Origin of the sequence: Methanobacterium veterum, assembly GCF_000745485.1 — an archaeon.
In the GTDB taxonomy this organism is placed as follows: domain Archaea; phylum Methanobacteriota; class Methanobacteria; order Methanobacteriales; family Methanobacteriaceae; genus Methanobacterium_D; species Methanobacterium_D veterum.
In genome coordinates this window covers 257,151-282,480 of record NZ_JQJK01000008.1, presented here as the reverse complement: position 1 = coordinate 282,480, position 25,330 = coordinate 257,151, and the positions used below count along the sequence as shown (strand labels likewise).

Sequence of the window (25,330 nt, the reverse complement as noted above, 5' to 3'; positions counted from 1 at the left end):
TTTAATACATATAGATGGTTTGTTATGCGTTGCGAGAAATGTGGAACTCAAAATCCTCCAAATTTCACCTTTTGCATATGTTGTAATGCAAAATTAGAACTACCTGATGAAAATACAAATGGGTATTTGGTATGCAGTGAATGCGGGGGTTACTATGAACTTCAAGAAGGAGAAAATCCAGAAGATTTTGACTCATGTGAATGCGGTGGCCAGCTGGTATTTTACTGGTATAAAGAAGAGTTTATGGAATAAATAGTTTAAAAATTAAGATTAAAAGTTAAATAAATATTTTTAAATTTTAGAAAAATTTGATTAAAAAGGCTCCAAGATACCTTCTTCAGTAATTATGCCTGTAATCAAGTCACTGGGCACAATATCAAATGAAGGATTCTCAACTTCAGTTCCTTCCGGTGCAACCATGCATTCACCAAAGTATAGAACCTCATTAGGGTCTCTTTCTTCTATTTTGGTGTCATATATTGAATTTTCGAAATCAAATGTACTTTTGGGGGCTGCAACATAAAATGGCACATCAAACCGTTTTGCAGCAAGAGCAACCATCAAAGTACCTATTTTATTAGCTATTCCACCTTTAGCAACTCTATCTGCACCAACCACTACTTTATTTACTTTTCCTGTCTGCATCATCCTTGCAGCGGCGTTGTCCACGATTAACTTCACGGGGATATTTTCCTGCTGCATCTCAAAGACGCTTAACTTCGCGCCCTGACAAAAGGGTCTTGTTTCGTCACATATAACCTTAATTTTTTTGCCTTCTTCAAATGCAGCCCTTATAACTCCTAAAGCAGTCCCATAATCTACACAAGCAAGGGCTCCTGCATTACAATGGGTTAAAATTGTATCTCCATCATCTATTACTTCTGCGCCGTGTTTTCCAATAGCTTTATTTGTTTCGATGTCTTCATCGTACATTTTTAAAGCTTCTTCAAGTGCATTATCTGATTTAAGTACTCTGTCAACTGCCCAGAAAAGATTCACGGCTGTTGGACGTGCAGCCTTGATTTCTTCTCCAGCTTTTTGGAGATCAACACCTTCCAATTCTGCAAGTGCCATTCCAAAGGCTGCAGCCACTCCTATTGCAGGTGCGCCGCGTACTTTCATGGTTTTAATGGCGTGAATAACATCTTTATAAGTTTTGCAGCGGTAATAAACCAGTTCATGAGGTAATTTTGTTTGATCAATGAGTACAAGTTGACTATCTTCCCAGAACATTGTTTTCATTAAAATTTCTCCTTAGATTAATATGACTATATTGGGATAAAACAAAAAATAGTTACTGTTTTGAGCTAAAATAAAAAAGAATTTAAAGAAGGGTTATGTTCCCTTAATTTAGTTAATAGTGACTTGCTGGAGTCATATCAAGGTGTTTGTCTTCTTTACCAGGAACTCCGTATGCATCTGCTCTACATTGGGTACATGCTCTAAATACAGGTATTATTTCTTCAACAGCATCTCTTACCTGGCTTATTTGTGCGCATCCTGGCTTTTCGTAATCTTTGAATTTGTTAAGTGGTATTAGAGGGATTACATTCATTAAAGAAGCCCCTCGTTTTTTGACTTCTTTTGCAATATCAATTATATGCTCGTCGTTTAATCCGGGAATCAGTACAGCGTTAACTTTTATCACTACATCTTTTTTTGCAAGTTTTTCTATGCCTTCAAGCTGGTTTTTGGAGAGTATTTTAAATGCTTCTTCTCCCTTGTACATTTTACCATCATAGAAAACTCCGCTGTAAATTTCTTTTCCTATTTCCGGATCAACTGCATTTACAGTGACTGTCACTGAATTTATACCTAATTCTGCAATTAGATCAGCTTTATCTGGTAAAAGAAGTCCGTTTGTACTCATACATTTTATAAGTTCAGGAAACTCCTCGCCTGCACGTTTAAAGAATTCAAATGTTTCATCGTTAAATAGGGCATCTCCAGGACCTGCAACACCCACCACAGAAATTGGCATTTCACCTGTAACTTTCCTGACATGTTCTATTGCATCATCGACAGTCATGACTCTTGAAGCAACTCCTGGACGGACTTCACATTTGTTGATGTCCCTTGTACAGAAATTACATTGAATATTACATTTTGGTGCAATTGGAACGTGGATTCTTCCAACTTTATCATGCATTTTTTCATTAAAGCAGGGGTGCACTTTTGTTATATGGGCAAACTTACTTTCTTTCATTTTATTATCTCCTTAAGAGGCTTTAATTATTATTTAAGTTTTTTAATCATCTCATCTCGCTTTTGGATCCATTCTTCTTTAATAATTTCATCAGAACAGACCATTGCAATAACATTACCTTCTGATAAATGGTCTATAACCTTAAAGCCTTCAGGTATTATTCTGAATATGGCATCATATACCTTCTTTTTTAAGTCCTCTTGGGGGTCGTGGATAATAATTCCTTCCACTTTGGCTTTAGGATTGTTTATTATAATTTCATATCTGCTGGGCTGTTGTATATTTTCCCTTCCTTCAATTTCCCACAATTTTTGAAGTAACTCTGGAAGGTAAGTTTCATCTTTAACCCTTATGTATAAGTTGTTTTCATCTTTTTTATATTCATACTCTGCAAGATCGTCAATTGTAATGGGAGATGCAGCTTTTTCATATTCGACTACAATGATAAATACAGGCTCTCTTGGGTCTGCAAACACTTTCATATCTCTAATTGCTCTTGAAACCTGGAGATCTTGTAATGTCTGTCTTATAACCATTTCATAGACTTTTGCACCGTTTTCATCGTAAGATTCAACTATCATTTAATATCTCCATGCAGACAACTACTTTTTCCCTAAACCGGATACTAGAAGCGCAGCACCAACTGCACCGATGTATTGTGAATTTTCTGGCACAATAACTTTGATACCGCCAAGAACTGTACTTACTGCTTCTACAAGGCCTTCCACAAGTGATGTTCCTCCTACCTGAATCAGGGGCTCACGAACATCAATTTCCTGGAGCTGCTGTTCATAAACCTGTTCTGCTACAGAGTAACACGCAGCGGCTGCCACGTCTTCTTTGGTACCTCCTGCAGCAAGTGAAGTAACCAGATCCTGAATACCGAATACCATGCAGTAACTGTTTAAAAGAACGTTTTTGTAATTTCCTTTTAAAGCCAGTGCTCCAAGTTCACTTATATCAACTCCAAGCCTTCGTGAAGTTATTTCAAGGAATCGTCCTGATGCTCCGGCACAGATTCCTCCCATGGTGAAGTTATCTGGAATTCCGTTGTTAACAGTTATAACTTTGTTGTCCATACCACCGATATCCAATACAGTAGCTTCACCTTTTTGACTGTCTGCAAGGTAAACAGCTCCTTTTGAGTTTACACTGAGTTCTTCCTGGATTAAGGCAGCATTGTAGTGTTTTCCTATGGTCAGCCTTCCGTATCCAGTTACACCCATACCATCAACATCGTCTAATTTATATCCAGTTCCCTCAAAGGCGCTTTGCATCCCGTCTTCTGCAGACTTAATAACATCGGTTGTTGGAAGCCAGCCAGTCCCTATTATCTTGTTGTTTTCCATTAAAGTAACTTTTGTGGTGGTTGAACCAGAATCTATTCCAATTGTGAGGCCGTTCTGCTTTTCACGAGCAAGAAGACTTTTTCTAGCGACAATTGTGGTCAGTGCTTCCATCCTTATGAAAAGCTCGTCTGCTTTGGTTTTTTCTGTAAATGAATAGGTCACAACAGGTAAGTTAGTATTCTCCTGTATAAGTCTCCTCAGTTCATTTCTAACCAGTGCACCCTCTGCGCATCTAAAACAGGTTGCAATAAACACCGCATCTGCAGTTGATTTTCCTTCAACCAGTGACATTGCCCTTGCTATCATGAGTTTGATACCGCTACTTGCAGCGGCAAAACCAAATTTTTCATAAGCTTCATCAATATAATCTAAATCTGCCTCTGGAATAACAATTTCCGCGTCAAATGTTGCGGCAGCTTTTTCTATTTCCTTTTGAATACCACTGTATTCTGTTCCACAGGATAATTGGGCTATCTTAACCATTTTTTTCCTCCAGTGAGTCTAAAAAAGTGTTAATCTTGTTTACCATTTCTATTGCTTCTTCTCTTGTAGTTGGATATTGAAGTTCGAGTATAGGGATGTCCTTCTTTCGTAGATAATACATGGAAAGTTCATTAGTTCTGGCGCAGCCTATACAACCAAATCCATAAGGAGCTTCCTGCATGATTATTGCAGCTTCTGCTTCATCTATTAAAGGCCCGAATATGGCCATTCGGCCCCTTACTCCTGATGGCACTTCAATAGCTGCATATTTAAGTCCTTTTATTGGTTCTGCTTCAGTTATGTTAAGTGGAGGTGAATCTATCTCCACATCTGTAACTTTTTTTCTTACTTCTTTCATTAGTGAAAGTGGTTCGTGTCCTCTTCGTTCAACTAAATCCGATAAAATTAATGAATTTGGAGGGAATATAGCTATTTTCAATTAAACATCTCCTGTAACTGTTATCTGGATAAGTCTCCTTTTATTTTTAAATTTAAAAAATGCATAATCATACTAATAAAACTCACCTTTAGGTGTTTCAGATTTTATGAGGTCAGGTCTCCTAGCTATCTGCATGAGATCACTGAATATCCCTCTTGTTAGGTCTACAATTCCTACTGCGCCGATAACTTCATTTTCTTCAATTATAGGGACAACTACCACTGGAATTCCTTCATAAACACCAGTTTCAGGTGTTTCATGGATAAGTTTGCCATTTTTTAATACTTTTTCAAGGATAGGGCCGGTATAATTATAATCTACAATCTCACCCTCTTCTATTCTAACTCCATTGGAGTTTTTACAGCGCATTGTTATGGGCAATTTATTCACAAGCTGGTGGATAGCGAGTGCCATTGGGGCTATCTCTTTACTATTTGAAGAAGAAGTTATCTGCATTTTTATCATTCCTCTTAATATTTTATAAAATATATGAGCTTAGGAATTTTATTTAATCTTCACTTTCTTCTATGAGCTTTTTAAATTCATCAGGTGAAATTTTCTTTGGTTTTTCAACATGTACTTCCCGTGGATTCTCAAGTGCTTCCCTTAAGCAGTCCAGCAGTTCATATTCTTTTTCGAGCTGATGGAAACCTTCTCTTGCTGCCCCTCTTTTGGCCCTACAACGCCTTGTATCTCCTGGGGGAAACCCTCTGTCTTTTGTAAATATATTGCAGGGATCTAATTCTCTTATTTTAGTTACAGCTTCTTTTACAACTGTCTCGTCCCCGTGTATTATAGCTCCATAACATGTTGATTTAATGGTAAGTGGGAGTTCCATCATGTGAATTTTTTGAACCAGTTCTGCCTGATTTATTTGTGCAGATGGTCCCAGTACTATCATACGAGTAACTTTAGAATTTTCAGAGTTTTCTTGAGACATAAACTGTCGCCCCCTCTTTAAATTTTTCAAGGTTTTCAAGTCCTTTTACAATATGGCCAACGACATTGGTCCCGGCAAATGGTTCTCCGGTAGGGCCAAATTCGTTATTATCCTCAAATCTCACTCCGATCATTCCTACATGTCTTCTTGACATGTTGGTTATTCCAATTTGACCTGCATTTACGCATTGTGACGGAGTATTTTCTGGAACAAGCCCTCGTGCTTCTTTTGCTTTTCCCTCAAACATCATTACCTTCATTCCAGGGAATGCGAAGTGAACTTTAAGAGATCCTATTGGATAATCAAGGAGTCCTGTAATTTTCTGGAAGTACCATGAAGATCTTGGTGCATTATCATCTATATCGATGTAAATTATTTCATCTTCCTTAACTCCAAGGGTTTTTACCTTTTGGGCATTGATAATTTCTGTTGTATATAATGGGTCCTGGCTTACAACTATTGCATTATCATCATCTAAGCCCTCACGTATTTGTTCTATGCCTCGTGAAGATAGATACTCTTCTGCTTCTTTTTGGGTCATAGAAAGTGTCATTACCCTCTCAGGGTCTGCTTTAACTGTGATATAATCTCCAGTGTTTGCAATATCTAAAAGCTGTATTCCTTTATTAACGTGCCCTATAACTGTATGGGGTGGTGTAGAAACCCTGTCTTCCCGGTAAATATAAACCCGTCCAGCTCCTTTGCCGGTATTTCTGAGGGTAACTGTTCCCCGTGTTCTTTGATCTATATATTCTGAAGGTTTTGAAAGCCCTTGTAATCTGTAAAACCCTACAAAAGAATTAGATTCATAGTCTACCTTGATTTTACCTTCTTCAGCTAATGCAAAGAAATGTTCAACAGACTGGGGCGATTTGAATTCAGGATTAATTAAAACATAAGTAAACAATTCGTTTCCTTCAGTAATGGGTGTATCTAAATCAATTACTGTAGCGCTTTTTACAGTGCTGCTTCGTTCTATAACTGGTTTAATTTCTTTTATTGTATCGTCATCTGTGAGATTAAGTAGAGTCCGTTTACCACCAAGTACCTTAGCAAAAACTCCATTACTTCCTTCAGGAACACCATACACTGCTTCATGTTTGGATTTACTTAAGATAATATGGGTTGAATCTGCAGTAAAACCTGAAAGGCTTATAATAACATCCCATTTTCCATATTTGTATTCATCTCTTGTTGGAGTAAGGTTTGTTTTAATAGGCCCAAGAGAAACTTCACTTGAGGTCGTCCACCGCACCTCCTGATTCTCAAACTCTTTATACATGTTTTTCCATACTTCAACTAGATCTGAAGGGCCGTTTTCAAGTAATTCAATTATTACGCTTCCTTTGCTGGTTTTTATTTTGTATTTATTTACGTGCTTTTCAAATTCCTCTTTACCTTTAATAATACTGAGGACACAGCCTTCCATATATGGTGCATTTGCAGCTTTGATAGCATCCTTTATTGTAGAACCCTCGGGGAGGTCTATTTCTTCTCCATTGACCCTTACAAACATTAAATCTCCTCATGGACTAATTTTATGAATGATTTATTTAGATTGAGTAATTCTTTTGAGTTATATCTATGAGATATTTATTGAACTATAATGGTGAACCGTAGATATTTGCAGCGATTCAATTCATTAATCCTAGTGCTTAATTTATTTAATTTATAATCATCATATGTCTAATAATTTATGTTGTGCGGTAATTTTATGATCGTTCCTCTTTAACACCAGTTATTTTATCCTTTTGGAAGTCAAATAAGATTGCCTTTTGGTCTTCATGAGTCACATAAAGCTTTTTATCTTCAATAATTTCTCCAGCGACTGAAGCAGTTATATTAACTTCTTCAAGTAGTTCAATACACCGGCTTACAGTACTGCTTTCTGCAGTAAGAACAAAACCTGATCCTGGATATAATTTGAGCCACTGCTCCCATTTTACACTTTCATTTCGCGGGATCTTTTCAAGTTCAACATTTGCACCTACACCAGACGCTTCAAGTAACATTCCAAGCGTACCTAAAGTTCCGGGATTGCTTATATCTTTACCTGCAGTTACCAATTTTTCTTTACCTATCTTATTCATAACTTCAATCTGGGCCTGTACAAGTTCATCACTTTTCATTGTGGTTGTATCCCAGTTAAGATCGAATTGCGGATGCAGTTTTCCATCAATATCAATTGCAATTATAACTTTATCGCCTATATTAGCATCACAGCTTGTAATAACTGCATCTTTATCTACTATCCCTGTAATAGACACATCTAAAGCATTATATGGTGTATCTGGATGTAAATGGCCCCCTACCATTGGGACTCCGAACTTTTTAACTCCTTCATTAATACCTTCCATAATTTCGTTGCATATTTTTTTGTCTTTTGTAGAAATAACATTAGTCATACCAATTGGCCTTCCGCCCATAGCAGCAATATCATTCACGTTAACTAAAACAGAACAGTAACCAGCCCAGCGTGGATCAGCTTCCATAAGCCTTCCCCACATTCCATCGGCTGCAAGAAGAGCTAATTTTTCATTTCCTATTTCTATGGCCGATGCGTCGTCGCCAAAGCTTAAAATAGTATTTCCAGCAATATTATAAGTATCTTTTAAAATATTTGCAATATGATTTATGGAATTTTTTCGTGTAATTCCTTCAAAATTTTTTATAGAATCAATGAGAGAGTTTAAATCCACTTGTACACCTCAGTTTTCTTTTATTTTAAAGCAAGTGGTGTTATCATTTATAATCTGTAGTATTTCATTTTTAAAACTTTCGATATTTTCTGTTTCTATGATTTCTTCTTCGTTGAAGAGCTCATGGAAGATTTTTTGGCCAATGATATCATCATGGCCACTTTCAAGTTCTATTATTAAGGATTTGCTATTTTTAAACCCTTTTTCCACCACTTTATCAATATCACCATCGGTAATTCCAATTATGGGAACTCCAAATCTATAAAGGATATCACCTGCAACAAGAGTAGTATCATCTCCAACTGTTACAACGATATCTGCATCTTTTAGTTTGTAAATATCTTCTGCTGCATGATTTAAAAAGGCTACATTGAATTTATCTCCAGTTTTGGGCTTTTCAGCAACTCTTGGAGTGACTTTGGATCTTCTAAGCAGCCCTGTTTTTATCACCACTTTTGTTAAATCAACCCTGCCGAGTTTTTCAACTCCGTGTTTTTTAATGGTCCCTCCAACTATTTCAGTTATAATTCCATCTTCTGCAACTAAAGTAACGTCACATGAAGTTGATTTACCAATGACAAGCCCGTTTACAAATATATTTTCATTAGGGGATACGCCTGCAACCTTTCTGCGAGTTTGTGTGACTTCGCTTTTCATCAGTTCATTCTTTATTTCTTCCGCGTCAACAACTTTTAAGCATAATCTCTCCGCTATTTGATTTGCAAATTCAATTAATGAGCTATTCCAGGCTATGACGCTTCCATCAGCTTCACCAGGCCTTTCAATTTGAATTAAGGGGGGAACATTTTTACATCTGCTCCAAACTTTAAATCCGAATGCATGGCCAGTTACGCTGGATTTTCCATAGTTTATTAAAAATATAACATCGCAATCATGAATAAATTTTTCAATAGATTCGCTTGGAAACAATTTTTGGCTTATGTCTATCTTATCCTCAAGCCCTGCATCATATACTGCAGTTCTACCCATTGTTCCTCCAAGTCGTGCCTTTACATCTCCATAATCTTTAAGTAAGTTCAAAATTTTCTCTGCATAACCTGAATCAACTATATAGGGTCCATGCACAACTACACCAATTTTCATAATTTCTTTCTCTGAATGAATTATATATTAAAATTATCGCTGAATTTGTAGCTTTAAAAAATAATCATGTAATACTTTTATTGTCTTTAGCTAAGATTTAATTAGAGAATTATTTTTATCTTTAAGAGAATTGGTTAAATATTATTTAACAGCCTTTATTCTCTTTCTAAAAACAGGAGATCCGCATATTTCACATTCTTCAAATTTATAGTCTGATGGATATCTTTTTTTACAGCCCTTGCAGATCTTGACCCAATTGATAATTTCTTTTATTCCAGGGGTTAAAACGCTTTTATAATCAATTCTAATGGTTTTAAGGGTGTTTTGCATGGAGTAATCATCTGTTACAACAATTGGTTTAAATCCATTTCTTTTGAATTTAAATGCAAGCGCCACGATACCTCTGTCAACATCAGAAAGCCGCAGGATATCACCTGAAGATGTGATAATCTTGTTAATTTCTTCTATATCTTTGGGATCAGGTTCATCTACTTTAATATGTCCATTTTCTAGGGCAGACTGCAGTAATATTCCTGATTTTAAGTCTTTAATTTCTAAAATAGCACCACTCGTGGTAAAATTAGCATAGCTTTTTGAATAAAAGCCCCCTATTATTGCAGACGCGTCCAAAACGTAAATCTTTTTTTGCATAATACCAGTTATCAATTTTTAAAAATAATAAATTTATCTAACCTTTTAAAACATTCAAGCTGAAATAGGCATTTTTGCAGTCCATTATCATAAGATACAGAAAGTTTTTATGCGATGAAATACAAATAAAGGTATGCAGGGAGGGCGAAATTAGACTCCTCTTAATTTTTCCGCAAAAATTAAACCGCCTCTGAATTGGATCTAATGCCCTCCTGGTTTCCAAATTGTTTCTACGACTTTTTATGTAATTTGCAGCATTATTTTGATCTAATGCCATTTAGTTATGGTTTGATTGGATAGCATATAAATCTTTTGATTTCTTATTACTGTTAAATAGGCCTGAATGTTCATTTTAAGACTTATTATTCTTAGATTAATTTTATTCTTCGTTATTTTTAGATATGGGTCTTATTTTAGGATTAAAAATTAATTTTACTGGTTATATAATAATGTGTATATTTAGAATATAATAGAAATAAATAATATAGTATATGGGGCATATATATTATCAATTAAATCGTATTTAGTTATTAAACTCAAAATATTTCCTTATTTAAGTAATATCATGAATACAGGATGATTTTATGAAAAGCGAAAGTATGAAAGAGCATAAAAAACAAGCGCCCAAATCTGTAAATGGTGCAGTTATAACCTTAAGTGACTCTAAATATCAAGATTTTTTGATGTGTCAAAAATCTTTGATTTTTGATGACCCGAGACAAGGTCTCGAGGGACATAAGGATAGTGATGTATCTGGCGGTTTAATAAAAGATGCATTAAGTGAAAACAATAACCTCGTTTTTTACTCAGTGATACCTGATGATGCCGGACTTCTTGTTTCAACTATAAGTAATATAATAGAAAATTATGATGTCGATGTTATCATAACAACTGGAGGAACTGGAATCGGGCCTCGAGATATAACAATTGAAACTTTAAAGCCCCTGTTTAATAAAGAATTAAATGGATTCGGAGAGATATTCAGGTATGAATCATATAAAGAGCTTGGAACTGGTGCTATTTTAAGCAGGGCAACAGCTGGTGTTTATAAAAATAAATTGATAATAGCTCTTCCAGGATCTCCAAATGCGGTGGGTTTAGGTTTAAAAATAGTGATGCCTGAACTTGGCCATCTTGTCAAGCATTTAAGAGATTGATAATTTTAAGATAGTTGTTATTTTCTTTTATTTATTACTTATTTTTTATTTTAAGCTATTTTGAGTTATATCTTAAGTTTATTTGATTTAAGAACCTGTTTTATGTGGTTAATAAATAAACCTTTTGTGAGTATTGTCACTAAAAATATAATTAATGGATTTAAATCCGTGATTATAACCACATTAGGGATTAAATTCATTTTTTTTAGAAAATAATGCATAAGAAGCTTTATATATTAAAATAAACTACTTATTATCGAAAACATATATGGAGGCGGATATATGCAAAAAATTTTGGTAACTTTGATGGTTACAATTATGGCCATAACATTATTGGCCCCTATTTCTGCAGAGGATATATCTGATATCTTGAATAGTACTAATGTCACAAATTCAAGCACTGATGATTCTGTATCTGGCAATAATTCGACTGATAATAGTTCTATCGCAAATAACAGTACTTCAATACCAGATCAGTTTAAAACATTGGTAGATCCTCAAAGCAAATTAATAGCTTTAATAACAACAATAGAAACTTTAAAAACAACTTATGCTAATAATTCAACTGCAGCTGGACTTTTAAACTCCTTAAGCCAGTTTGAAAAACAGGCTAATAGCTTAAACAACCAGATCACTGCGTTTATGCAGAATTCAACAGTTGAAAATGGTACTGTAATAGCACCTGGTAGAATTAACAGTTTTATTAAAAGAGAGGCTGCTCTTGAACATAAAGTTGCTGTTAAAGAACAAGTACTTTCTAAACAAAATGCTAAAAAAACTGCAAAAATAAGTAAAGTAAATAATTCAAATAAAAGTCAATCAAAACAGAATAAAGGAAATAATAAATAATTTATTTTCTTTTATTTTTATTTTTTAAAATCATCTATTGAAATTAAAGGTTCTAAAGTAATCCCTTCTTTTTTAAGGTTTTGGACAGCTCCTTCAGCCCTATCTACAACTACAATTGCTTTTTTAACTATTCCACCGTTATCTTTAATTGCATTAATTGCTTTAATAAGGGAACCCCCAGTTGTGGTTACATCCTCAACCACGACAACAGAATCTCCTTCTACAAGTTCTCCTTCTATGAGCTTCGCTGTTCCGTAGCCTTTTTTGGCCTTTCTTATCATAAGCATTGGAATATATGATTCAAGAGATATTGCTGTTGCTATAGGCACAGCCCCTAAAGCAGGGCCTGCAATTTTATCTATTTTATCATCAATTATCTGGTTTGCTACAATTTTTGCAACCTGTTTTAGGATTTCTGGGTTTGTAATGGCCATTTTCATGTTTACATAGTAGTCGCTTTCTTTTCCAGAAGCCAGTGTAAATTTACCAAACTTGATAACTTCTTCTGCCTTTAAAAGGTCTATAAGTTTCTTTTTTTCGTTATTCATTAACATCACTAGATAGATTTGTTTAGATTATATTGGGATCTATTTAATCATTTTTCCAGGGTTTCTTGCGCACCGTTTACACATGCCTTTTGAAACATCATAGCAGCTTTTACAGACCGTACTTCCACATAAATGGCAGCCATGCATTTTACCGGCTTTTCCACAAATACTGCAGATTCCAATTAGTTCCAAAATTAACACCCAAACTTTAAAATTAAAATAGAAGGTTTAATTAAATCCTTCAGACACAAAAAATCAAATATTATATGCCTAATTCCTGTGTTTCTAGTCCTGGCTCATCTATATACTCTTTAAGGAGTATTTTATCTCCTATTTGTTTAACCATATCATAAGGTATGACATTTTCTTCTTTAGATATACCTATGCTTTCTGAAAGGCCCCCTTTACCAACTACAATTGCTTCTATTCTTTTAGTACCAAGGTTAACTTCAATATCTTTTACTTTTCCAATTATAGTTGCAGAGCTATCTAAAACTTCTTTTCCCACAATTTCTTCCACTACTCTCATGATATCACCATTTTTTTACATATAAAATATAAATTGTAATGTAATGACTTCAACATATAGTTATTTTTAATTAAGTTTCACTTGATACTTATATTCTTCCTTAGAACTTAATCTCCATTTATTTATAAATAAACTTCCCTCAAAAACATAGATTATAAATTATCCTTATTTTTGAAAGAAATTAGTACTATAACCCTATATACTGTATTATTTGGCTATTAAAAGTTATGTTTTCAAGGAATTTATTTAAAAAACAGTTTATTATAAACTAAATGCATTTAAAGTATCTATTTAGTTATAATTCGTAAATTTATTGGAAAAATAAAAAATTAATTTAATAAATTTAAAATGAATTTTTTAACTTATTCACAAGGTGTTGTACCTTTACCTGTCTGTCCTGGGAAAATAGGCACAGTACAAATCATTTTTAAAATATCATTTCCAGTATTTTTAACTTGGTGATATTCGTTGGGGAGGATAAATAACGCATCTCCTGCATGAACTGGCACCTCTTTTTTTTCTTCTCCAACAACAACACCTTTTCCCTCAAGGAAAAACATCTCATGTTCTTCTTTATGACAATGGTATGATGTATGTCCTTCAGGCCCAAATTCCATAAGTCGTAGAGCATATCTGGGGCAACCATCATCACTTGTAAGAAGAAAACGTGCTTCCATATCATTAAAACCTGGTTTTTTCATTGTCTCAGGAGAGACATCACTGGAATGTTTTAGTATCATAATATGACTATTATTTAACATTATTTAAATGTATTGTTATTAAAAACAGCCCTTTTACCTTAATAATTAGTATTATCCTTATTTTTTATTTAAGCTATTCTCATTAAACTTATTAGTAATACTTTCTACTCTTCTAAACCGAAAACTTTAAATATTAAAAATAAAACATATAACATAAAGCATAAAACATATTTCATAAAAGGATGATGATTGGATGGGAGCGGTAACAGTATGCATTCCGGATGAATTGGAGATAGCATTCAGGAGAATTACACGACAAAAATATGGCGACAAACAAGGGCGATTATCTCGTGGGGCTACAGAGGCTTTCTATGACTGGTGTAGAAAAGAAGGATTTGAATACTCTCATCCCGAAGATGAAAACGTTCAGTGCGAATAGTTTGAGGTGAATTAAATGATTGATTTAGGAATCCAAAAAGGAAGCACAAACTACGACGACGACTATGAAACCATGTACCTTTCTCAATTAGAACCAGAAAGTGAAATAGCTGGTGAAATATACGTCGGGGAATTAAAATCCAAGGAAATTAAGGGTAAAGAAGTACAGGAGTTCTATGTTATAATCACAGACCATGAAAACAAGCAGAAATGGATATGTGGGCTTATAACATCAGCATATTTCGATGATGAGGTTGCTAAAATATATGGAGAAAAAGGCGGCAGGATCTATGAATTAATAGATAGTTTAAGCCATGCTTTAAACGATACTGAGCTAGATCAGCTTGAAAGTTACTCTGTTGTTTTTGATACATTCAGGGAAACAGTGAACAAGAGTGTCAAAAGCGTAACAGTAAAAGCAGTTCAGGCAAGTAACCCAAATGCAAGGACTCCAAACCTTAAGGTTGTTAAAGCAGAAGCATTTGAAGAAGCATAGCTTCTTCGATGCGTCAGAAATCGTAGATTTCTGACAGCCTTTGAAGAATCGTAGATTCTTCAAGGCCAGTGGAAACTCGTTTCCTCGGCCGCAAAAACAAAGTTTTTGCAGGCATCAAAAAGCTATGCTTTTTGAAAGCATTCGAAAAAACGTAGCATGCAAAAATCGCAGATTTTTGCTGTGTCAAATCGAAGCTGGAGAAAAATGCTGCGCATTTTTCTAAGCGTAAAAAATCTCCGATTTTTTAAGATTTGACAACTTTTTTGATAACCTTTGAAGACGAAGAATAACTCTTCTTTATTTTTTTTACCTTATTACTTAAAACACTGCCAAATTTTAATTTTGCAGTGTTAAATTTATTTTTTTTTAACTTAAATAAATTTAAATCCTCAATTTCTTTCAAAATTGCACTACACTTAACTAACAGAAAACGAGTAATAGCTATGGTGAAATTCAAAGTAGAAGAAAATCCCGATATTGAGAAAACAAATGAAATTTTAAAGGATGGGCTCAAAAATAAAGCCATCATAATAATTACCGCCTGCTGCAGGGTATTTTATGAAGGCAGAGCTAAAAGTAATCTTGAACTTGGCGACAGAGTAATTATAATAAAGCCCGACGGATCCTTTTTGATTCACAAAAGTGAGAAGAGAAACCCTGTAAACTGGCAGCCTCCAGGGTGTACTGTTAAATTTAAGGTTAAAGATGATTTAATGCTTATAAGAAGTATTAGAAAAAATCCAAAGGAAATCCTGGATGTAGAAATTTCAAAAACTTACATGGCGACATATTTTGTTGCTAAGGACTACGAAGAACTGGATTTAATTGGAAGCGAGGAAGACATGGCCAACCTTATTTTCTATGAAAACCCTGAAGTCATTGAAGAAGGATTCAAACCGATTGCAAAGGAAAAATCCATCTCAAATGGAGTAATTGATATTCTTGGAAAAGATAAAAATGGGAATATAATGGTTTTAGAACTTAAAAGGGTTAGAGGAAGTTTAGGCGCCGTAAGCCAGCTTAAGCGTTATGTGGATAATTTGAAAGAAGAAAATGAAGGTTTAAGGGGAATGTTAGTAGCACCTTCTATTACAGATAGTGCCATGAAACTTTTAAAAGAATATGGGTTGGAATTTAAGGAGCTGCACCCTCCTAAGAAACTCAAGAAAGAAGATATAATAAAACTGGATTTTTTTGATTAAGTTTATTGTTTTAAAATTAAAAAATTAGGTAATTAATTAAACTAGTAACTGAAACGGGGTAATTTAAATGGAAATTAAAAATATAGCAGCAGCACTGCTTGAAGTCCAAAGAAAAATTAAAAATCCATCAAACACAGCTACAAATCCATTTTTCAGGAGTAAATACGCGCCATTGCCCGATATTTTAAACTGTGTACGTCCTCTTTTAACTGAAAATGGGATATTATTAATCCAGAATACTGGAAGTAATGAAGCTGGAGATGTATATGTTCAAACTAAACTCATTCACACATCAGGTGAGGTAATTGAAACCGATAAATTACTCTTGAAACCCGAGAAGAATACCGCTCAAGGAATTGGAAGCGCAATTACGTATGGTAGGCGCTATCAGTTAACAGCGCTTTTAGGAATAAGTTCTGAAGATGACGACGATGGGAATATAGCTTCAAAAGCACGTCCAAAAGAGGGATCAAACCAATCAAAAGATGATATTGAAGCAGTAAAATGGATAGATGAAATTACAGAAATGTTAGCTGCAAAGAATTTTAATGTGAACGAAAATGCAATTATAAGCAAAGCCAAGCAAATTTATGATGTTCAACAGGTTAAAAGGATCGAAGATCAGCTTAAGAGAAAATAATTGGGAATTTACTTAAATTCCATTAAAATATTTTAGTAAATATATTAAAATTAGATTTTTGCTTAGATTGGTTTTTTATTTTTAAATATGACTTAATACCGTTTTAAACTTATTTTAACCTCCTTATTCTTCGATGGATATATACTATAAAATTCAAAATAATAATGAGGATAGCTTAGTTTGTTCGGAAAAATAAGGAGGGGTTTTATGAAATCAGTTAATCTTAAATGTAGTGTTGATTTTGAAAAAAAGGTCTTCCTTTGTGTTTTTTGAACCACACGTAAGGCTTCCAATATAGAAGGCTGTGCATCTTTCCATATTAAAAAGATAGCTACTCCATATACTGTTTACACTCAAGAAGATAATAAACGCCTTAAATTATCTCCAGAAATACTATCCGAGATTCAAAGGGAATCTTCATATTTTAAACCATTTAATATTGAAATGCACATAGGTGGAGAGGTTTTAAACACTTACTTCGAAAATAGAACATTTTCTGTATCTGCATCTAAAAATAAAGAGCTTGAAGAAGAGATAACTGATAAATTAGGCGTGGAATTTGAAAAAAAATATCCTAGAATATGTCCTGATTTTGTCCAGAGAATATACAAATAATTTAAAAAAATAAAATTAAAAAGGGAGAGAACCCTCAAACACGGAGTGTTTTCGTAGCGTTAAACTCCCTTAAATATTTTATCTAACTGTTCTTTTGGCTGTGGTTTTGTAAGTAAACTTACTATAACTGTTATCACAAATGCAACAGGCAGTGCTATCACTATTGAATCAACTGTAGGCCATGGATTTGCAGCTATAAGAACAGGGCTACCTGTAAGTGCCTGACATATACCAAGTGCTGCTGCTGACTTTTTATATTCAAATACCATCCAGAAGATACTTAATAATGTTCCAATAACTAAACCCGAGATTACGCCTGCTTTGGTGGAGCGTTTCCAGAACAGCGCAAATATATACATTGAAAGGAATGCAGCTGCAGTTATACTGAACCACATGGCAGTTCCAACAGCTATTATATTGTCTGGTAAAACAAAGCCCAGAATAACTGCTATTATAACTGCAATGGTAATTCCTGCCCTTGCAACTAACACTGAGGATTTACCTTTAGTTCCAGTCACTGTTTCGTATATATCTCGGCCTAAAGCAGTTCCCTGCACGTGGAATTGTGCACTTAGGGTAGACATAGCTGCAGAAAGCAGTGTTATCATGAATAAGTAGGCAAACCAGACCGGCATAGCGGAACTGATAAATACGGGGATTATTTTGTCTGCATTACCTCCCGCAACTTGCATTGCCAGCTGTCCAACGGTATCAAAGAAGTAAACGTTGGATAATGCTCCTACAACGAACGCGGTACCGGTCATGATGAATATGAATATTCCTCCAATTAGAACTGCTCTGTTGAGTTCTTTGTTGGATTTAACTGTCATGAACCTTACTACGAGCTGTGGTTGTGATAAAACACCAATACCTACTCCTAAAATAAGTGTACTTATTAATGTCCACCAAAATGGACTTCCAAGCGAGGGCATAGATGTCCATCCGGTAAAACCAGTAGTTGCTGCCGTAGCTGTCGCATTAGCTGGGATCTGATGAATTAGATTAGTTAAAGCTTGGTTACCTGTGGTAATACCTCCAGTTAACCAGTAAATAGCACCTAATAATATAACCATTCCTATAAACATTATAGTTCCCTGCAGGGCATCGGTGTACATAACGCCCCTTATTCCACCAAAGACAACATAAATTGCGACTATAATGGCCATTGCAATTAATGCTATTGAATAATTAAGACCTATTGTTGTTTCTACAAATCTTGCCATACCAATTAAAACTACAGATGCATATAAAGGCATTCCTAAAAATATTACTGCACCACTGAAATATTGAATAAATTTACTGTCAAAACGACGCGAAAGAAATTCTGGGAAAGTAAGCGCGTTTAAATTATGCCCAATTTTCCTTGTTCGTTTCCCAAACAGGACAAATGCTATAAAAATACCGACAAGAATGTTCAACACTGTGAGCCATAAAAGGCCCATTCCATACACTCCTGCTGTTCCACCAAAACCTACAATGGCAGCAGTACTGATAAACGTGGCCCCATAACTGAGGGCCATGATAAATGGATGGGTTTCTCTTCCGGCGACCATATAGTCGTCGGCGCTTTTAGTCCTTTTCCAGGCTATGTAGCCTACGTAACCCACCATTAAAATATATATTAAAGCTATAACAATAAGTAAGACGTAGTTATCCATTTTAATCCCTACCTATCCTTCTTCATCCCATATCCCTAATTCTTTTTCTTCCATCTCTTTTTCTTTTTTATGCCATTCCATTTCTTCTTTAACTTGTGTTTCTTCGTCTTCATCGCCTTTATTCCAATTTAAGGCTCCATAAATCACGCATAAAAGCATACTTAATATAGTTAAAATATAAGCACTCCAAACCCATGGATCATCTATTCCTAAGACCACTGTTTTCACCTCCGCTCATTGAATGTTAATTAATTAATGATTAATAATTAAAAATAGATACCTTTAAATTTATCTATTTGTGTTCTTATTTAAACTGTTTAAATTATTAAAAATAGAATTTGCTTAGTTATTAAGGCATGTTTCATGTTATTTTTCTATTCATTTTAATTAAGGGAGTACCTAAATTATTTTGTAATAATTATTGATAAATAATTAATATGATCAACAATAAAATTATCTTCAAACGTGCGGGGGTTGAAGGAAATTCAGGATGAATTTCCTGAACCTCAAAATTTTCAATTGTGGAGGTTGAAAAAATGAAAGCTGTTGTTTATAAAGGTCCTAAGAATGTGGAAGTTGAGGATGTAGAAAATCCTAAAATAAGCAAACCAACAGATGCTATTGTAAGAATCACAAGCAGTGCCATATGTGGAAGCGATTTGCATATGTATGACGGCGAAACAACATTTGAATCTGGGCGAACACTTGGTCATGAACCAATGGGTGTAGTTGAAGAGGTTGGAGATGCAGTGCAATTAGTAAAACCTGGAGATAGAGTTGTTATGCCTTTTAACATAGCATGTGGTTTTTGCCTGAATTGTATTCAAGGTCTGACCAACGCATGCCTTACCTTAAATCCAGATCAGCCGGGATCTGCATATGGATATGTTAATATGGGGCCTTATCAGGGAGGTCAAGCAGAGTATGTACTTGTACCATACGCTGATTGGGCCTGTTTGAAATTACCTGGAGAACCTGGAGATGAATTTGAAGATGACTTTGTACTGCTTGCAGATATCTTTCCAACTTCATATTATTCTACAGAACTGGCCAATGTTTCTATAGGTAAAGCTGTGGCAGTTTTTGGTGCAGGTCCTGTAGGTTTGCTTGCTGCATACAGTGCTATTCTAAAAGGTGCATCTGAGGTTTATATAATCGATGATTCCGAGGAGAGACTTAAACGTGCTGAATCAATAGGGGCAATCCCCATAAACACTGATGACGGAGATCCTGCCCAGCAGATCATGGAAATAAGACAGAATAATAAAAATCTCATGGAATCACTGCGACCTGGAGAAGAAAAGACATTAGGTGTTGATTCTGCTATAGATGCGGTGGGATTTCAGGCATACGACCGAGATAATCCTAATCAGGAAAAGCGTAATCAGGTGCTTATGGATATTGCAAATGTAATAAATGCCGGCGGCCATGTAGGGCTTATAGGTGTCTATCCAAAGGAAAATCCTGCTGCAGATAATGAAGATGAAAAACAGGGAAATATAATGTTCCCACTTGGAAAACTATGGGAAAAAGGAATTACAATTGGTATGGGACAAACTCCTGTAAAACAACTGCATGTGTTTTTAAGAAATTTAATATTTGATGGCAAAGCTAAACCAAGTTTCATAGTTTCAGATAGGATATCTATTGAAGATGCTCCTCAAATTTACAGTCAGTTCGATAAAAGAGATACAGTAGTTAAACCTGTAATTAAATTTGGAGCGGCTGCAAAGTAAAGATTTTAAAGTGTAGCATGTGCATTAGGTGGTTAAAACATTTCTTTAACTTTTTAAATCAATGTATCTAAAGGAGGATAAGTTTAAATTTGATTCAGCAGCACTTTAGATGGAGATATGGGATTGAAAAAGAATGAAAATCTATTAAAAGGGAATTCGAAAAATATTGGGGCTGTAAATTCTGAAATTGAGAAGAAACAGCTAAGTGCAATAGTAGAAAATATTCCTGCAGGAATTATTATTGCAGAAGCTCCTTCTGGAAAATTCGTCCTGGCTAATAAGCAAGTTGCAAATATATGGCATTATCCACAATCAGCCAGTGCTGATGAATTTAAGAAATATAAAGGCTTTCATCCAGATGGTAGGCAATATAAATCTTATGAATGGCCATTATCACGCTCAATTAGAACTGGCGAAGTAGTTAAAGATGAAGAAATTGAAATTTTACGTGGGGACGGAACAAAAGGATGGATAAGTGTTTGTTCTTTGCCAGTAACTGATGATGAGGGAAATATTATTATGGGAATTGTGATGGACCTGGACATAACAGATCGTAAGCGCGCAGAAAATGAACTAAAAGAGAATAAAATGAGATTGGAAACCATAATTAGAGGATCTCCAGTTCTTACATTCATAATAGGTCGAGATCATAAGGTTAATTATTGGAACAGGGCTATGGAAGAATATAGTGGAATTAAAGCTGAAGATATAGTGGGAACAGAAGATCAATGGAAAGCACTCTACAGTGAAAAAAAGCCAACTGTCGCTGATCTATTAATAGAAAAGGATTATGGAAAGATTTCAAAATGGTACAGTGGAAAATGTAGGCGGTCTAAAATTGTGAGAGGGGCATATGAACTTGAAGATTTTTTTCCTGCTATGGGTAAAGGCAGATGGTTGCGTGCCACAGTAAGCATTATTGAAGACCCTGAAGGTAATACAATGGGTGCTATGGAAGTACTTGAGGATATAACTGAGCGTAGACATGCAGAAGAAAAATTAAAAGAAGCTCGTAATAATTTAGAAGAACAGGTTAAAGAACGAACCGCAGAACTCATAGAAAGTGAAGAGAAATTTCGTACTTTATATGATGATAACCCCTTTATGTATTTCACTATAAATGTTGATTTTACTGTATTGTCTGTAAATCAATTTGGGGCGGAGCTATTAGGTTATACAGTTTCTGAATTAATTGGCCAGCCGTTGTCGAAGATATTCTACGAGAAAGACATAGAATTTGCAGAACAGAATTTAAGAAATGCCATTAAAAATTATGGGCAGGTTTTTCACTGGGAACTGCGTAAAGTTCGTAAAGATGGAAGTATACTGTGGGTAAAAGAAACTACACGCGCAACAAAAAGATCTGACGGGAAAATTCTTGTTTTCACTGCTTGTGGAGATATTACAGATCTTAAGCGCGCGGAAAATGCCTTGAAGGAGAGTGAGAAGAAGTTCCGCGAGCTATTTAATAAAGCTTTAGATGTAATAGTACTATCGGAAGTCCAAGAAGATATGATGCCTGGACAATTTATTGAAGTAAATGAGGCCGCAGTTAAAATATTGGGTTACAGTAAAGAAGAATTTTCCAATATGACTCCTCTAGACTTGTTTGCACCAGATAGTAAAGACCAGATACCAAAAATCTTGGCAGAACTTAAAAAAAGAGGATCTACTCTATTTGAGGCAAAAAGTGTTACTAAAAACAGGGGAGAAATACCTTTTGAGGTTAATGTACATATTTTCAAGCTCAGAGGAAAAGATGTAGCTCTCTCTATGGCCCGTAATATTACAGATCGTAAGCGCGCGGAGGAAGCGTTAAAAGAGAGTGAAGAAAAATTCCGTGAAATTTTCAATAATGCAAATGATATGATAACTGTATCTGAAATTAAAGGAGATATACCTGGACGATTTATTGAAGTAAATGAAGTTGGGTTAAAAATGTTGGGCTATACTAAGGAAGAATTTTTAAATATGACACCTTTTGATATAGTCTCTTCTGAATCCTCTGTTTCTGTATCGGATGTAATATCAGAAATGTCAAAAAATGGATATGCAAGACATGAAAGTATAATTGTATCTAAAGATGGTTTTAATATACCTGTTGAGATTGCAACACATTTTTTCAAGCTCAAAGGAAAAGATATGATTCTAGCTGTTTCTAGGGACATTACAGATCGTAAGCACGCAGAAAAAGCGTTAAAAGAGAGTGAGAAGAAATTCCGTGAATTATTTGATCAAGCAACGGATATGATTACGTTATCTGAGGTAAATGGTGACGGCACTATCAGGGGATTTATTGAAGTAAATGAAACTGCATCTAAGCGATTAGGATATAGTAAAAATGAATTATTAAATATGACTGCTTTGGATATATATTCAGACACTTCTGCTATATTAAAAATGACATTGGAAATGTTTAAAAAAGGATATTCAATAGCTGAAAATGTTCAGATAGCTAAAGATGGAAGGAAGATACCTGTAGAACTTAATACTCATCTTTTTAGCCTAGAAGGAAAAAATGTCGTTCTTTCTATTTCTCGTGATATTACTGAGCGTAAAAAAGCTGAAGAAGAACTTAGAAGGAGTGAAACTATTTTGGAAGAGGCTTCACATATCTCTAAAATAGGTGCTTATGAATGGAACATAAAAAGAGATGAATTTATATTATCTGGTGAAGGACAGCGAATTTATGGAGTTAAAAAGATTAAATTACCTTTTGAGGAGATTATAAAAGTAGTTTATCCTGCTGATGTCAGTATGGTTCGAAGAGCATTGAATGAATCATTAAAAACTTTTAAGCCATATGATTTAGAACACCGTATAAACCGGCCTGATGGCGAAATAAGGTATATACATACTCGAAGCAGTGTTTTATTAGATGATGAAGGAAAACCTGACAAGATGTACGGCGTAACAGAGGATATAACAGAACGTAAGCATGCTGAGGAGCAAATTAAGAGATTGGCAGACATCGTTGATTCATCGGATGATGCTATTATTGGTGAAGATTTAAATGGAATAATTTTAAGCTGGAATAAGGGGGCTGAAAAAATATATGGTTATTCTGCTCAGGAAATGGTAGGAAAGCCCATATTTACTTTGGCTCCTGATTCTGAACGTGAAAGGACATCTAAACTTCTGGAAGAAGTTAAAAGCGGCAGGAAAGTAGCTCATTATGAAGCTCAAAGAATAAAAAAGAATGGGGTTAAGATAGATATTTTGATAACATTATCACCTATTAAAAATGTTGATGGAGAAATTACTGGAATTTCTGCAATTGTAAGAGATATAACCGAGCGTAAAAAAGCTGAAAGGGCATTAGCAGAAAGTGAAGAAAAATTGAATGCCACTATTAAATCATCTCCTGATTCTATTATATCTTCTGATTTAAATTTAGATATAATCTCATGTAATCAGGCAAGTATGGATATGTATGGGGCATCTTCAAGTGAAGAATTAATAGGGCTAAATGCATTGGAATTAGTAGATCCAAAAGACAGACCAACATTAATAGAAGCTGCAAAAATAGCTTTATCTGAGGAAAGAAGCGTAACTTTAGAACTTAATTCCGTTACTTTAGATGGTAAAAAAGTTTTTCCTGTAGAGATTTCGGGAAATAGTATCCGTGATGCTGAAGGTAATCCAACGGGATTTGTAGCTATAACAAAAGATATCACTGAACGTAAGAATGCAGAAAAAGAACGTGAAACCCTCATTGGGGAACTAGAACGTTCAAATCAAGAATTACAACAGTTTGCGTATATTGCGTCACATGACCTTCAGGAGCCTTTAAGGACAATTTCAAGCTTTACACAACTTTTGGCACGACGATATAAGGGCCAGATTGATAAGGATGCTGATGAGTTCATAGATTTCATCGTGGATGGAACAAATAGAATGCAGGCAATGATAAAGGATTTATTGAAGTATTCAAGAGTTCAAACAAGAGGTGAAGAATTCAAGCCAACAGATGTACAAAATGCTCTTGATCAGGCATTATTTAACCTTAAGGTAACTATTGATGAAAATAATGCAGAAATTACGCATGATAAGCTTCCTACTGTAATTGCCGATGAGAAACAGCTCATACAGCTTTTCCAGAATTTAATTGGGAACGCTATTAAATTTAAAAAACCAGATGAACCTCCTAAAATTCATATTTTATCTAGAAAAGATAAAAATAGAAATGAACATGTTTTTGGAGTCTCAGATAATGGTATTGGAATGGATCAGCAGTATGCTGGGCGTATTTTTGAGTTATTCCAGAGATTGCATACAAGAGATGAATATAAAGGAACTGGAATTGGGCTGGCAGTTGCAAAGAAAATAGTGGAGCGCCATGGGGGGCGTATCTGGGTTGAGTCTGAACCGGGTGTGGGTTCAACATTTTATTTTACTATTCCTGTAAAAGAAGAATCTAACTAATAAATTCTAATTTTATGTTATTAAGTTATTTTTTGATAGGAGGTCTAATAATGTCTATTCAAGTTTATCAGGTCCAAAATATATTTAATAATATTGACAAAGGCGAGAATGAAAAATTTTTCCATGTTTGAGGAACTACGTTCTTCAACCGTGAGAAACTGTCAAAGTTTATAATTTTGACGCAGCAAATCTTTAAGATTTGCATGTTTCATTTATCACATGTCCCGAAAACCTACAGTTTTCGAGGACCGCAAAAACATAGTTTTTGCAGCTCTAGAAGGATTGCCATTCAACAATACTTATTGCTGGATAGTCCAATTTAAAAATAACATTATAGTTGAAGTTCGTGCTTATGTTGATTCTGCTTTGGTACAGAAAGTTATTGAAGAAAATGAGACGTAACTATTTTACTGAAATTTATTTACTCTTGAGATCTATAACTCTATTAAAAACTCATTCCTATTT

Annotated in this window: 29 protein-coding genes; 11 read left to right on the top strand and 18 right to left on the bottom strand. The window is 34.7% G+C overall.

The genetic code is table 11. From position 1 onward, the window contains the following. The first annotated feature begins 24 nt into the window (after positions 1–24). A complete protein-coding gene (locus tag EJ01_RS01530) occupies positions 25–252 on the top strand; it encodes a hypothetical protein (RefSeq protein WP_048080165.1) in 228 nt (75 codons plus the stop codon). 60 nt (positions 253–312) lie between these two features. Here the strand turns inward: EJ01_RS01530 and mtnA are convergent, their stop codons facing one another. The 11 genes from mtnA to EJ01_RS01475 form a co-directional block, all read right to left on the bottom strand. Continuing rightward, the gene (mtnA, locus tag EJ01_RS01525) at positions 313–1,242 is read right to left on the bottom strand and encodes an S-methyl-5-thioribose-1-phosphate isomerase (RefSeq protein WP_048080164.1); all 930 of its coding nucleotides are present in this window, start codon (positions 1,240–1,242) and stop codon (positions 313–315) included. Between the two features lie 112 nt (positions 1,243–1,354). Then, positions 1,355–2,206 carry a radical SAM protein gene (locus EJ01_RS01520; RefSeq protein WP_048080163.1) on the bottom strand — a complete coding sequence of 284 codons (852 nt, stop codon included), beginning with the start codon at positions 2,204–2,206 and terminating at the stop codon, positions 1,355–1,357. Between the two features lie 29 nt (positions 2,207–2,235). Then, a complete protein-coding gene (locus EJ01_RS01515; protein WP_048080162.1) occupies positions 2,236–2,787 on the bottom strand; it encodes a methanogenesis marker 17 protein in 552 nt (183 codons plus the stop codon). 21 nt (positions 2,788–2,808) lie between these two features. Beyond that, a complete protein-coding gene (locus tag EJ01_RS01510) occupies positions 2,809–4,038 on the bottom strand; it encodes a methanogenesis marker 15 protein (protein ID WP_048080161.1) in 1,230 nt (409 codons plus the stop codon). After that, positions 4,031–4,477, bottom strand: a complete 447-nt coding sequence (locus EJ01_RS01505) for a methanogenesis marker 5 protein (RefSeq protein WP_048080160.1) — start codon at positions 4,475–4,477, stop codon at positions 4,031–4,033. Before EJ01_RS01505 ends, EJ01_RS01510 begins: the two co-directional genes overlap by 8 nt. Before the next feature lie 72 nt (positions 4,478–4,549). After that, positions 4,550–4,942: a DUF2111 domain-containing protein gene (locus EJ01_RS01500; RefSeq protein WP_331275691.1), complete on the bottom strand. Its 393-nt coding sequence runs from the start codon at positions 4,940–4,942 to the stop codon at positions 4,550–4,552. A gap of 43 nt (positions 4,943–4,985) precedes the next feature. Beyond that, on the bottom strand, positions 4,986–5,417 hold the full coding sequence (locus EJ01_RS01495) for a methanogenesis marker 6 protein (RefSeq protein WP_048080158.1): 432 nt from the start codon (positions 5,415–5,417) through the stop codon (positions 4,986–4,988). Continuing rightward, positions 5,398–6,933 (bottom strand): methyl-coenzyme M reductase-associated protein Mmp3, encoded by a 1,536-nt coding sequence (mmp3, locus tag EJ01_RS01490; RefSeq protein WP_048080157.1) that lies wholly within the window; start codon positions 6,931–6,933, stop codon positions 5,398–5,400. The genes EJ01_RS01495 and mmp3 overlap by 20 nt, the downstream gene beginning before the upstream one ends. Before the next feature lie 196 nt (positions 6,934–7,129). Continuing rightward, positions 7,130–8,116 (bottom strand): methanogenesis marker 2 protein, encoded by a 987-nt coding sequence (locus tag EJ01_RS01485; RefSeq protein ID WP_048080156.1) that lies wholly within the window; start codon positions 8,114–8,116, stop codon positions 7,130–7,132. A gap of 9 nt (positions 8,117–8,125) precedes the next feature. Continuing rightward, entirely contained in the window at positions 8,126–9,220 is a 1,095-nt protein-coding gene (locus EJ01_RS01480; RefSeq protein ID WP_048080155.1) for a DUF2117 domain-containing protein, read from the bottom strand. A 141-nt stretch (positions 9,221–9,361) separates the two neighbouring features. Next, a complete protein-coding gene (locus EJ01_RS01475) occupies positions 9,362–9,871 on the bottom strand; it encodes a PIN domain-containing protein (protein WP_048080154.1) in 510 nt (169 codons plus the stop codon). 584 nt (positions 9,872–10,455) lie between these two features. Between EJ01_RS01475 and EJ01_RS01470 the strand changes: the two genes are divergently transcribed. After that, positions 10,456–11,028: a MogA/MoaB family molybdenum cofactor biosynthesis protein gene (locus EJ01_RS01470; RefSeq protein ID WP_048080153.1), complete on the top strand. Its 573-nt coding sequence runs from the start codon at positions 10,456–10,458 to the stop codon at positions 11,026–11,028. A gap of 282 nt (positions 11,029–11,310) precedes the next feature. After that, complete coding sequence (locus EJ01_RS01465; RefSeq protein ID WP_048080152.1) at positions 11,311–11,877, top strand: hypothetical protein; 567 nt, start codon at positions 11,311–11,313, stop codon at positions 11,875–11,877. Between the two features lie 17 nt (positions 11,878–11,894). On the opposite strand, the gene pyrE is transcribed toward EJ01_RS01465, so the two are convergent. The 4 genes from pyrE to EJ01_RS01450 form a co-directional block, all read right to left on the bottom strand. Then, on the bottom strand, positions 11,895–12,425 hold the full coding sequence (pyrE, locus tag EJ01_RS01460; RefSeq protein WP_245611119.1) for an orotate phosphoribosyltransferase: 531 nt from the start codon (positions 12,423–12,425) through the stop codon (positions 11,895–11,897). A 39-nt stretch (positions 12,426–12,464) separates the two neighbouring features. Then, positions 12,465–12,617, bottom strand: a complete 153-nt coding sequence (locus EJ01_RS17625) for an orotate phosphoribosyltransferase (protein WP_084689098.1) — start codon at positions 12,615–12,617, stop codon at positions 12,465–12,467. 70 nt (positions 12,618–12,687) lie between these two features. Next, the gene (locus EJ01_RS01455) at positions 12,688–12,954 is read right to left on the bottom strand and encodes a PRC-barrel domain-containing protein (protein ID WP_048080150.1); all 267 of its coding nucleotides are present in this window, start codon (positions 12,952–12,954) and stop codon (positions 12,688–12,690) included. Between the two features lie 362 nt (positions 12,955–13,316). Next, complete coding sequence (locus tag EJ01_RS01450; protein ID WP_169740423.1) at positions 13,317–13,694, bottom strand: cupin domain-containing protein; 378 nt, start codon at positions 13,692–13,694, stop codon at positions 13,317–13,319. A 214-nt stretch (positions 13,695–13,908) separates the two neighbouring features. On the opposite strand from EJ01_RS01450, the gene EJ01_RS01445 reads away from it, so the two are divergent. Together EJ01_RS01445 and EJ01_RS01440 are read left to right on the top strand one after the other, a co-directional pair. Beyond that, the gene (locus EJ01_RS01445; RefSeq protein ID WP_048080148.1) at positions 13,909–14,094 is read left to right on the top strand and encodes a hypothetical protein; all 186 of its coding nucleotides are present in this window, start codon (positions 13,909–13,911) and stop codon (positions 14,092–14,094) included. Positions 14,095–14,109: 15 nt separating this feature from the next. Next, positions 14,110–14,589, top strand: a complete 480-nt coding sequence (locus EJ01_RS01440) for a hypothetical protein (protein WP_048080147.1) — start codon at positions 14,110–14,112, stop codon at positions 14,587–14,589. A 244-nt stretch (positions 14,590–14,833) separates the two neighbouring features. Here EJ01_RS01440 and EJ01_RS01435 read toward each other — a convergent pair whose 3' ends face one another. Next, entirely contained in the window at positions 14,834–14,992 is a 159-nt protein-coding gene (locus EJ01_RS01435) for a hypothetical protein (RefSeq protein WP_157197521.1), read from the bottom strand. A gap of 40 nt (positions 14,993–15,032) precedes the next feature. Between EJ01_RS01435 and nucS the strand changes: the two genes are divergently transcribed. The 3 genes from nucS (at position 15,033) to EJ01_RS17090 (ending at position 17,046) form a co-directional block, all read left to right on the top strand. After that, positions 15,033–15,791 carry an endonuclease NucS gene (gene nucS / locus EJ01_RS01430; protein ID WP_048080145.1) on the top strand — a complete coding sequence of 253 codons (759 nt, stop codon included), beginning with the start codon at positions 15,033–15,035 and terminating at the stop codon, positions 15,789–15,791. Positions 15,792–15,858: 67 nt separating this feature from the next. Beyond that, complete coding sequence (locus EJ01_RS01425; RefSeq protein WP_052375739.1) at positions 15,859–16,431, top strand: ERF family protein; 573 nt, start codon at positions 15,859–15,861, stop codon at positions 16,429–16,431. A gap of 444 nt (positions 16,432–16,875) precedes the next feature. Next, positions 16,876–17,046, top strand: coding sequence for a hypothetical protein (locus EJ01_RS17090; protein ID WP_157197520.1), 171 nt, complete (start codon positions 16,876–16,878; stop codon positions 17,044–17,046). Between the two features lie 59 nt (positions 17,047–17,105). Here the strand turns inward: EJ01_RS17090 and EJ01_RS01415 are convergent, their stop codons facing one another. Beyond that, positions 17,106–18,704 carry a sodium:solute symporter family protein gene (locus EJ01_RS01415; protein ID WP_048080144.1) on the bottom strand — a complete coding sequence of 533 codons (1,599 nt, stop codon included), beginning with the start codon at positions 18,702–18,704 and terminating at the stop codon, positions 17,106–17,108. A 12-nt stretch (positions 18,705–18,716) separates the two neighbouring features. Continuing rightward, on the bottom strand, positions 18,717–18,923 hold the full coding sequence (locus EJ01_RS01410; RefSeq protein WP_048080143.1) for a symporter small accessory protein: 207 nt from the start codon (positions 18,921–18,923) through the stop codon (positions 18,717–18,719). A gap of 317 nt (positions 18,924–19,240) precedes the next feature. On the opposite strand from EJ01_RS01410, the gene EJ01_RS01405 reads away from it, so the two are divergent. The 3 genes from EJ01_RS01405 to EJ01_RS01395 all read left to right on the top strand — a co-directional run bounded on the left by EJ01_RS01405 (position 19,241) and on the right by EJ01_RS01395 (position 25,267). After that, positions 19,241–20,440, top strand: coding sequence for a glutathione-independent formaldehyde dehydrogenase (locus EJ01_RS01405; protein ID WP_048080142.1), 1,200 nt, complete (start codon positions 19,241–19,243; stop codon positions 20,438–20,440). Between the two features lie 123 nt (positions 20,441–20,563). Next, the gene (locus EJ01_RS16255; protein WP_052375737.1) at positions 20,564–24,865 is read left to right on the top strand and encodes a PAS domain S-box protein; all 4,302 of its coding nucleotides are present in this window, start codon (positions 20,564–20,566) and stop codon (positions 24,863–24,865) included. A 219-nt stretch (positions 24,866–25,084) separates the two neighbouring features. Continuing rightward, on the top strand, positions 25,085–25,267 hold the full coding sequence (locus EJ01_RS01395) for a nuclear transport factor 2-like protein (RefSeq protein ID WP_048080141.1): 183 nt from the start codon (positions 25,085–25,087) through the stop codon (positions 25,265–25,267). Positions 25,268–25,330 lie beyond the last annotated feature (63 nt).

What these genes read in the sequence shown, in the direction of transcription:
- EJ01_RS01530 (WP_048080165.1), top strand. Translation starts at nt 25, where the DNA reads ATGCGTTGCGAGAAATGTGGAACTCAAAATCCTCCAAATTTCACCTTT.
- mtnA (WP_048080164.1), bottom strand. Translation starts at nt 1,242, where the DNA reads ATGAAAACAATGTTCTGGGAAGATAGTCAACTTGTACTCATTGATCAA.
- EJ01_RS01520 (WP_048080163.1), bottom strand. Translation starts at nt 2,206, where the DNA reads ATGAAAGAAAGTAAGTTTGCCCATATAACAAAAGTGCACCCCTGCTTT.
- EJ01_RS01515 (WP_048080162.1), bottom strand. Translation starts at nt 2,787, where the DNA reads ATGATAGTTGAATCTTACGATGAAAACGGTGCAAAAGTCTATGAAATG.
- EJ01_RS01510 (WP_048080161.1), bottom strand. Translation starts at nt 4,038, where the DNA reads ATGGTTAAGATAGCCCAATTATCCTGTGGAACAGAATACAGTGGTATT.
- EJ01_RS01500 (WP_331275691.1), bottom strand. Translation starts at nt 4,942, where the DNA reads ATGATAAAAATGCAGATAACTTCTTCTTCAAATAGTAAAGAGATAGCC.
- EJ01_RS01495 (WP_048080158.1), bottom strand. Translation starts at nt 5,417, where the DNA reads ATGTCTCAAGAAAACTCTGAAAATTCTAAAGTTACTCGTATGATAGTA.
- mmp3 (WP_048080157.1), bottom strand. Translation starts at nt 6,933, where the DNA reads ATGTTTGTAAGGGTCAATGGAGAAGAAATAGACCTCCCCGAGGGTTCT.
- EJ01_RS01480 (WP_048080155.1), bottom strand. Translation starts at nt 9,220, where the DNA reads ATGAAAATTGGTGTAGTTGTGCATGGACCCTATATAGTTGATTCAGGT.
- EJ01_RS01475 (WP_048080154.1), bottom strand. Translation starts at nt 9,871, where the DNA reads ATGCAAAAAAAGATTTACGTTTTGGACGCGTCTGCAATAATAGGGGGC.
- EJ01_RS01470 (WP_048080153.1), top strand. Translation starts at nt 10,456, where the DNA reads ATGAAAAGCGAAAGTATGAAAGAGCATAAAAAACAAGCGCCCAAATCT.
- EJ01_RS01465 (WP_048080152.1), top strand. Translation starts at nt 11,311, where the DNA reads ATGCAAAAAATTTTGGTAACTTTGATGGTTACAATTATGGCCATAACA.
- pyrE (WP_245611119.1), bottom strand. Translation starts at nt 12,425, where the DNA reads ATGAATAACGAAAAAAAGAAACTTATAGACCTTTTAAAGGCAGAAGAA.
- EJ01_RS01455 (WP_048080150.1), bottom strand. Translation starts at nt 12,954, where the DNA reads ATGAGAGTAGTGGAAGAAATTGTGGGAAAAGAAGTTTTAGATAGCTCT.
- EJ01_RS01450 (WP_169740423.1), bottom strand. Translation starts at nt 13,694, where the DNA reads ATGATACTAAAACATTCCAGTGATGTCTCTCCTGAGACAATGAAAAAA.
- EJ01_RS01445 (WP_048080148.1), top strand. Translation starts at nt 13,909, where the DNA reads ATGGGAGCGGTAACAGTATGCATTCCGGATGAATTGGAGATAGCATTC.
- EJ01_RS01440 (WP_048080147.1), top strand. Translation starts at nt 14,110, where the DNA reads ATGATTGATTTAGGAATCCAAAAAGGAAGCACAAACTACGACGACGAC.
- nucS (WP_048080145.1), top strand. Translation starts at nt 15,033, where the DNA reads ATGGTGAAATTCAAAGTAGAAGAAAATCCCGATATTGAGAAAACAAAT.
- EJ01_RS01425 (WP_052375739.1), top strand. Translation starts at nt 15,859, where the DNA reads ATGGAAATTAAAAATATAGCAGCAGCACTGCTTGAAGTCCAAAGAAAA.
- EJ01_RS17090 (WP_157197520.1), top strand. Translation starts at nt 16,876, where the DNA reads ATGCACATAGGTGGAGAGGTTTTAAACACTTACTTCGAAAATAGAACA.
- EJ01_RS01415 (WP_048080144.1), bottom strand. Translation starts at nt 18,704, where the DNA reads ATGGATAACTACGTCTTACTTATTGTTATAGCTTTAATATATATTTTA.
- EJ01_RS01405 (WP_048080142.1), top strand. Translation starts at nt 19,241, where the DNA reads ATGAAAGCTGTTGTTTATAAAGGTCCTAAGAATGTGGAAGTTGAGGAT.
- EJ01_RS01395 (WP_048080141.1), top strand. Translation starts at nt 25,085, where the DNA reads ATGTCCCGAAAACCTACAGTTTTCGAGGACCGCAAAAACATAGTTTTT.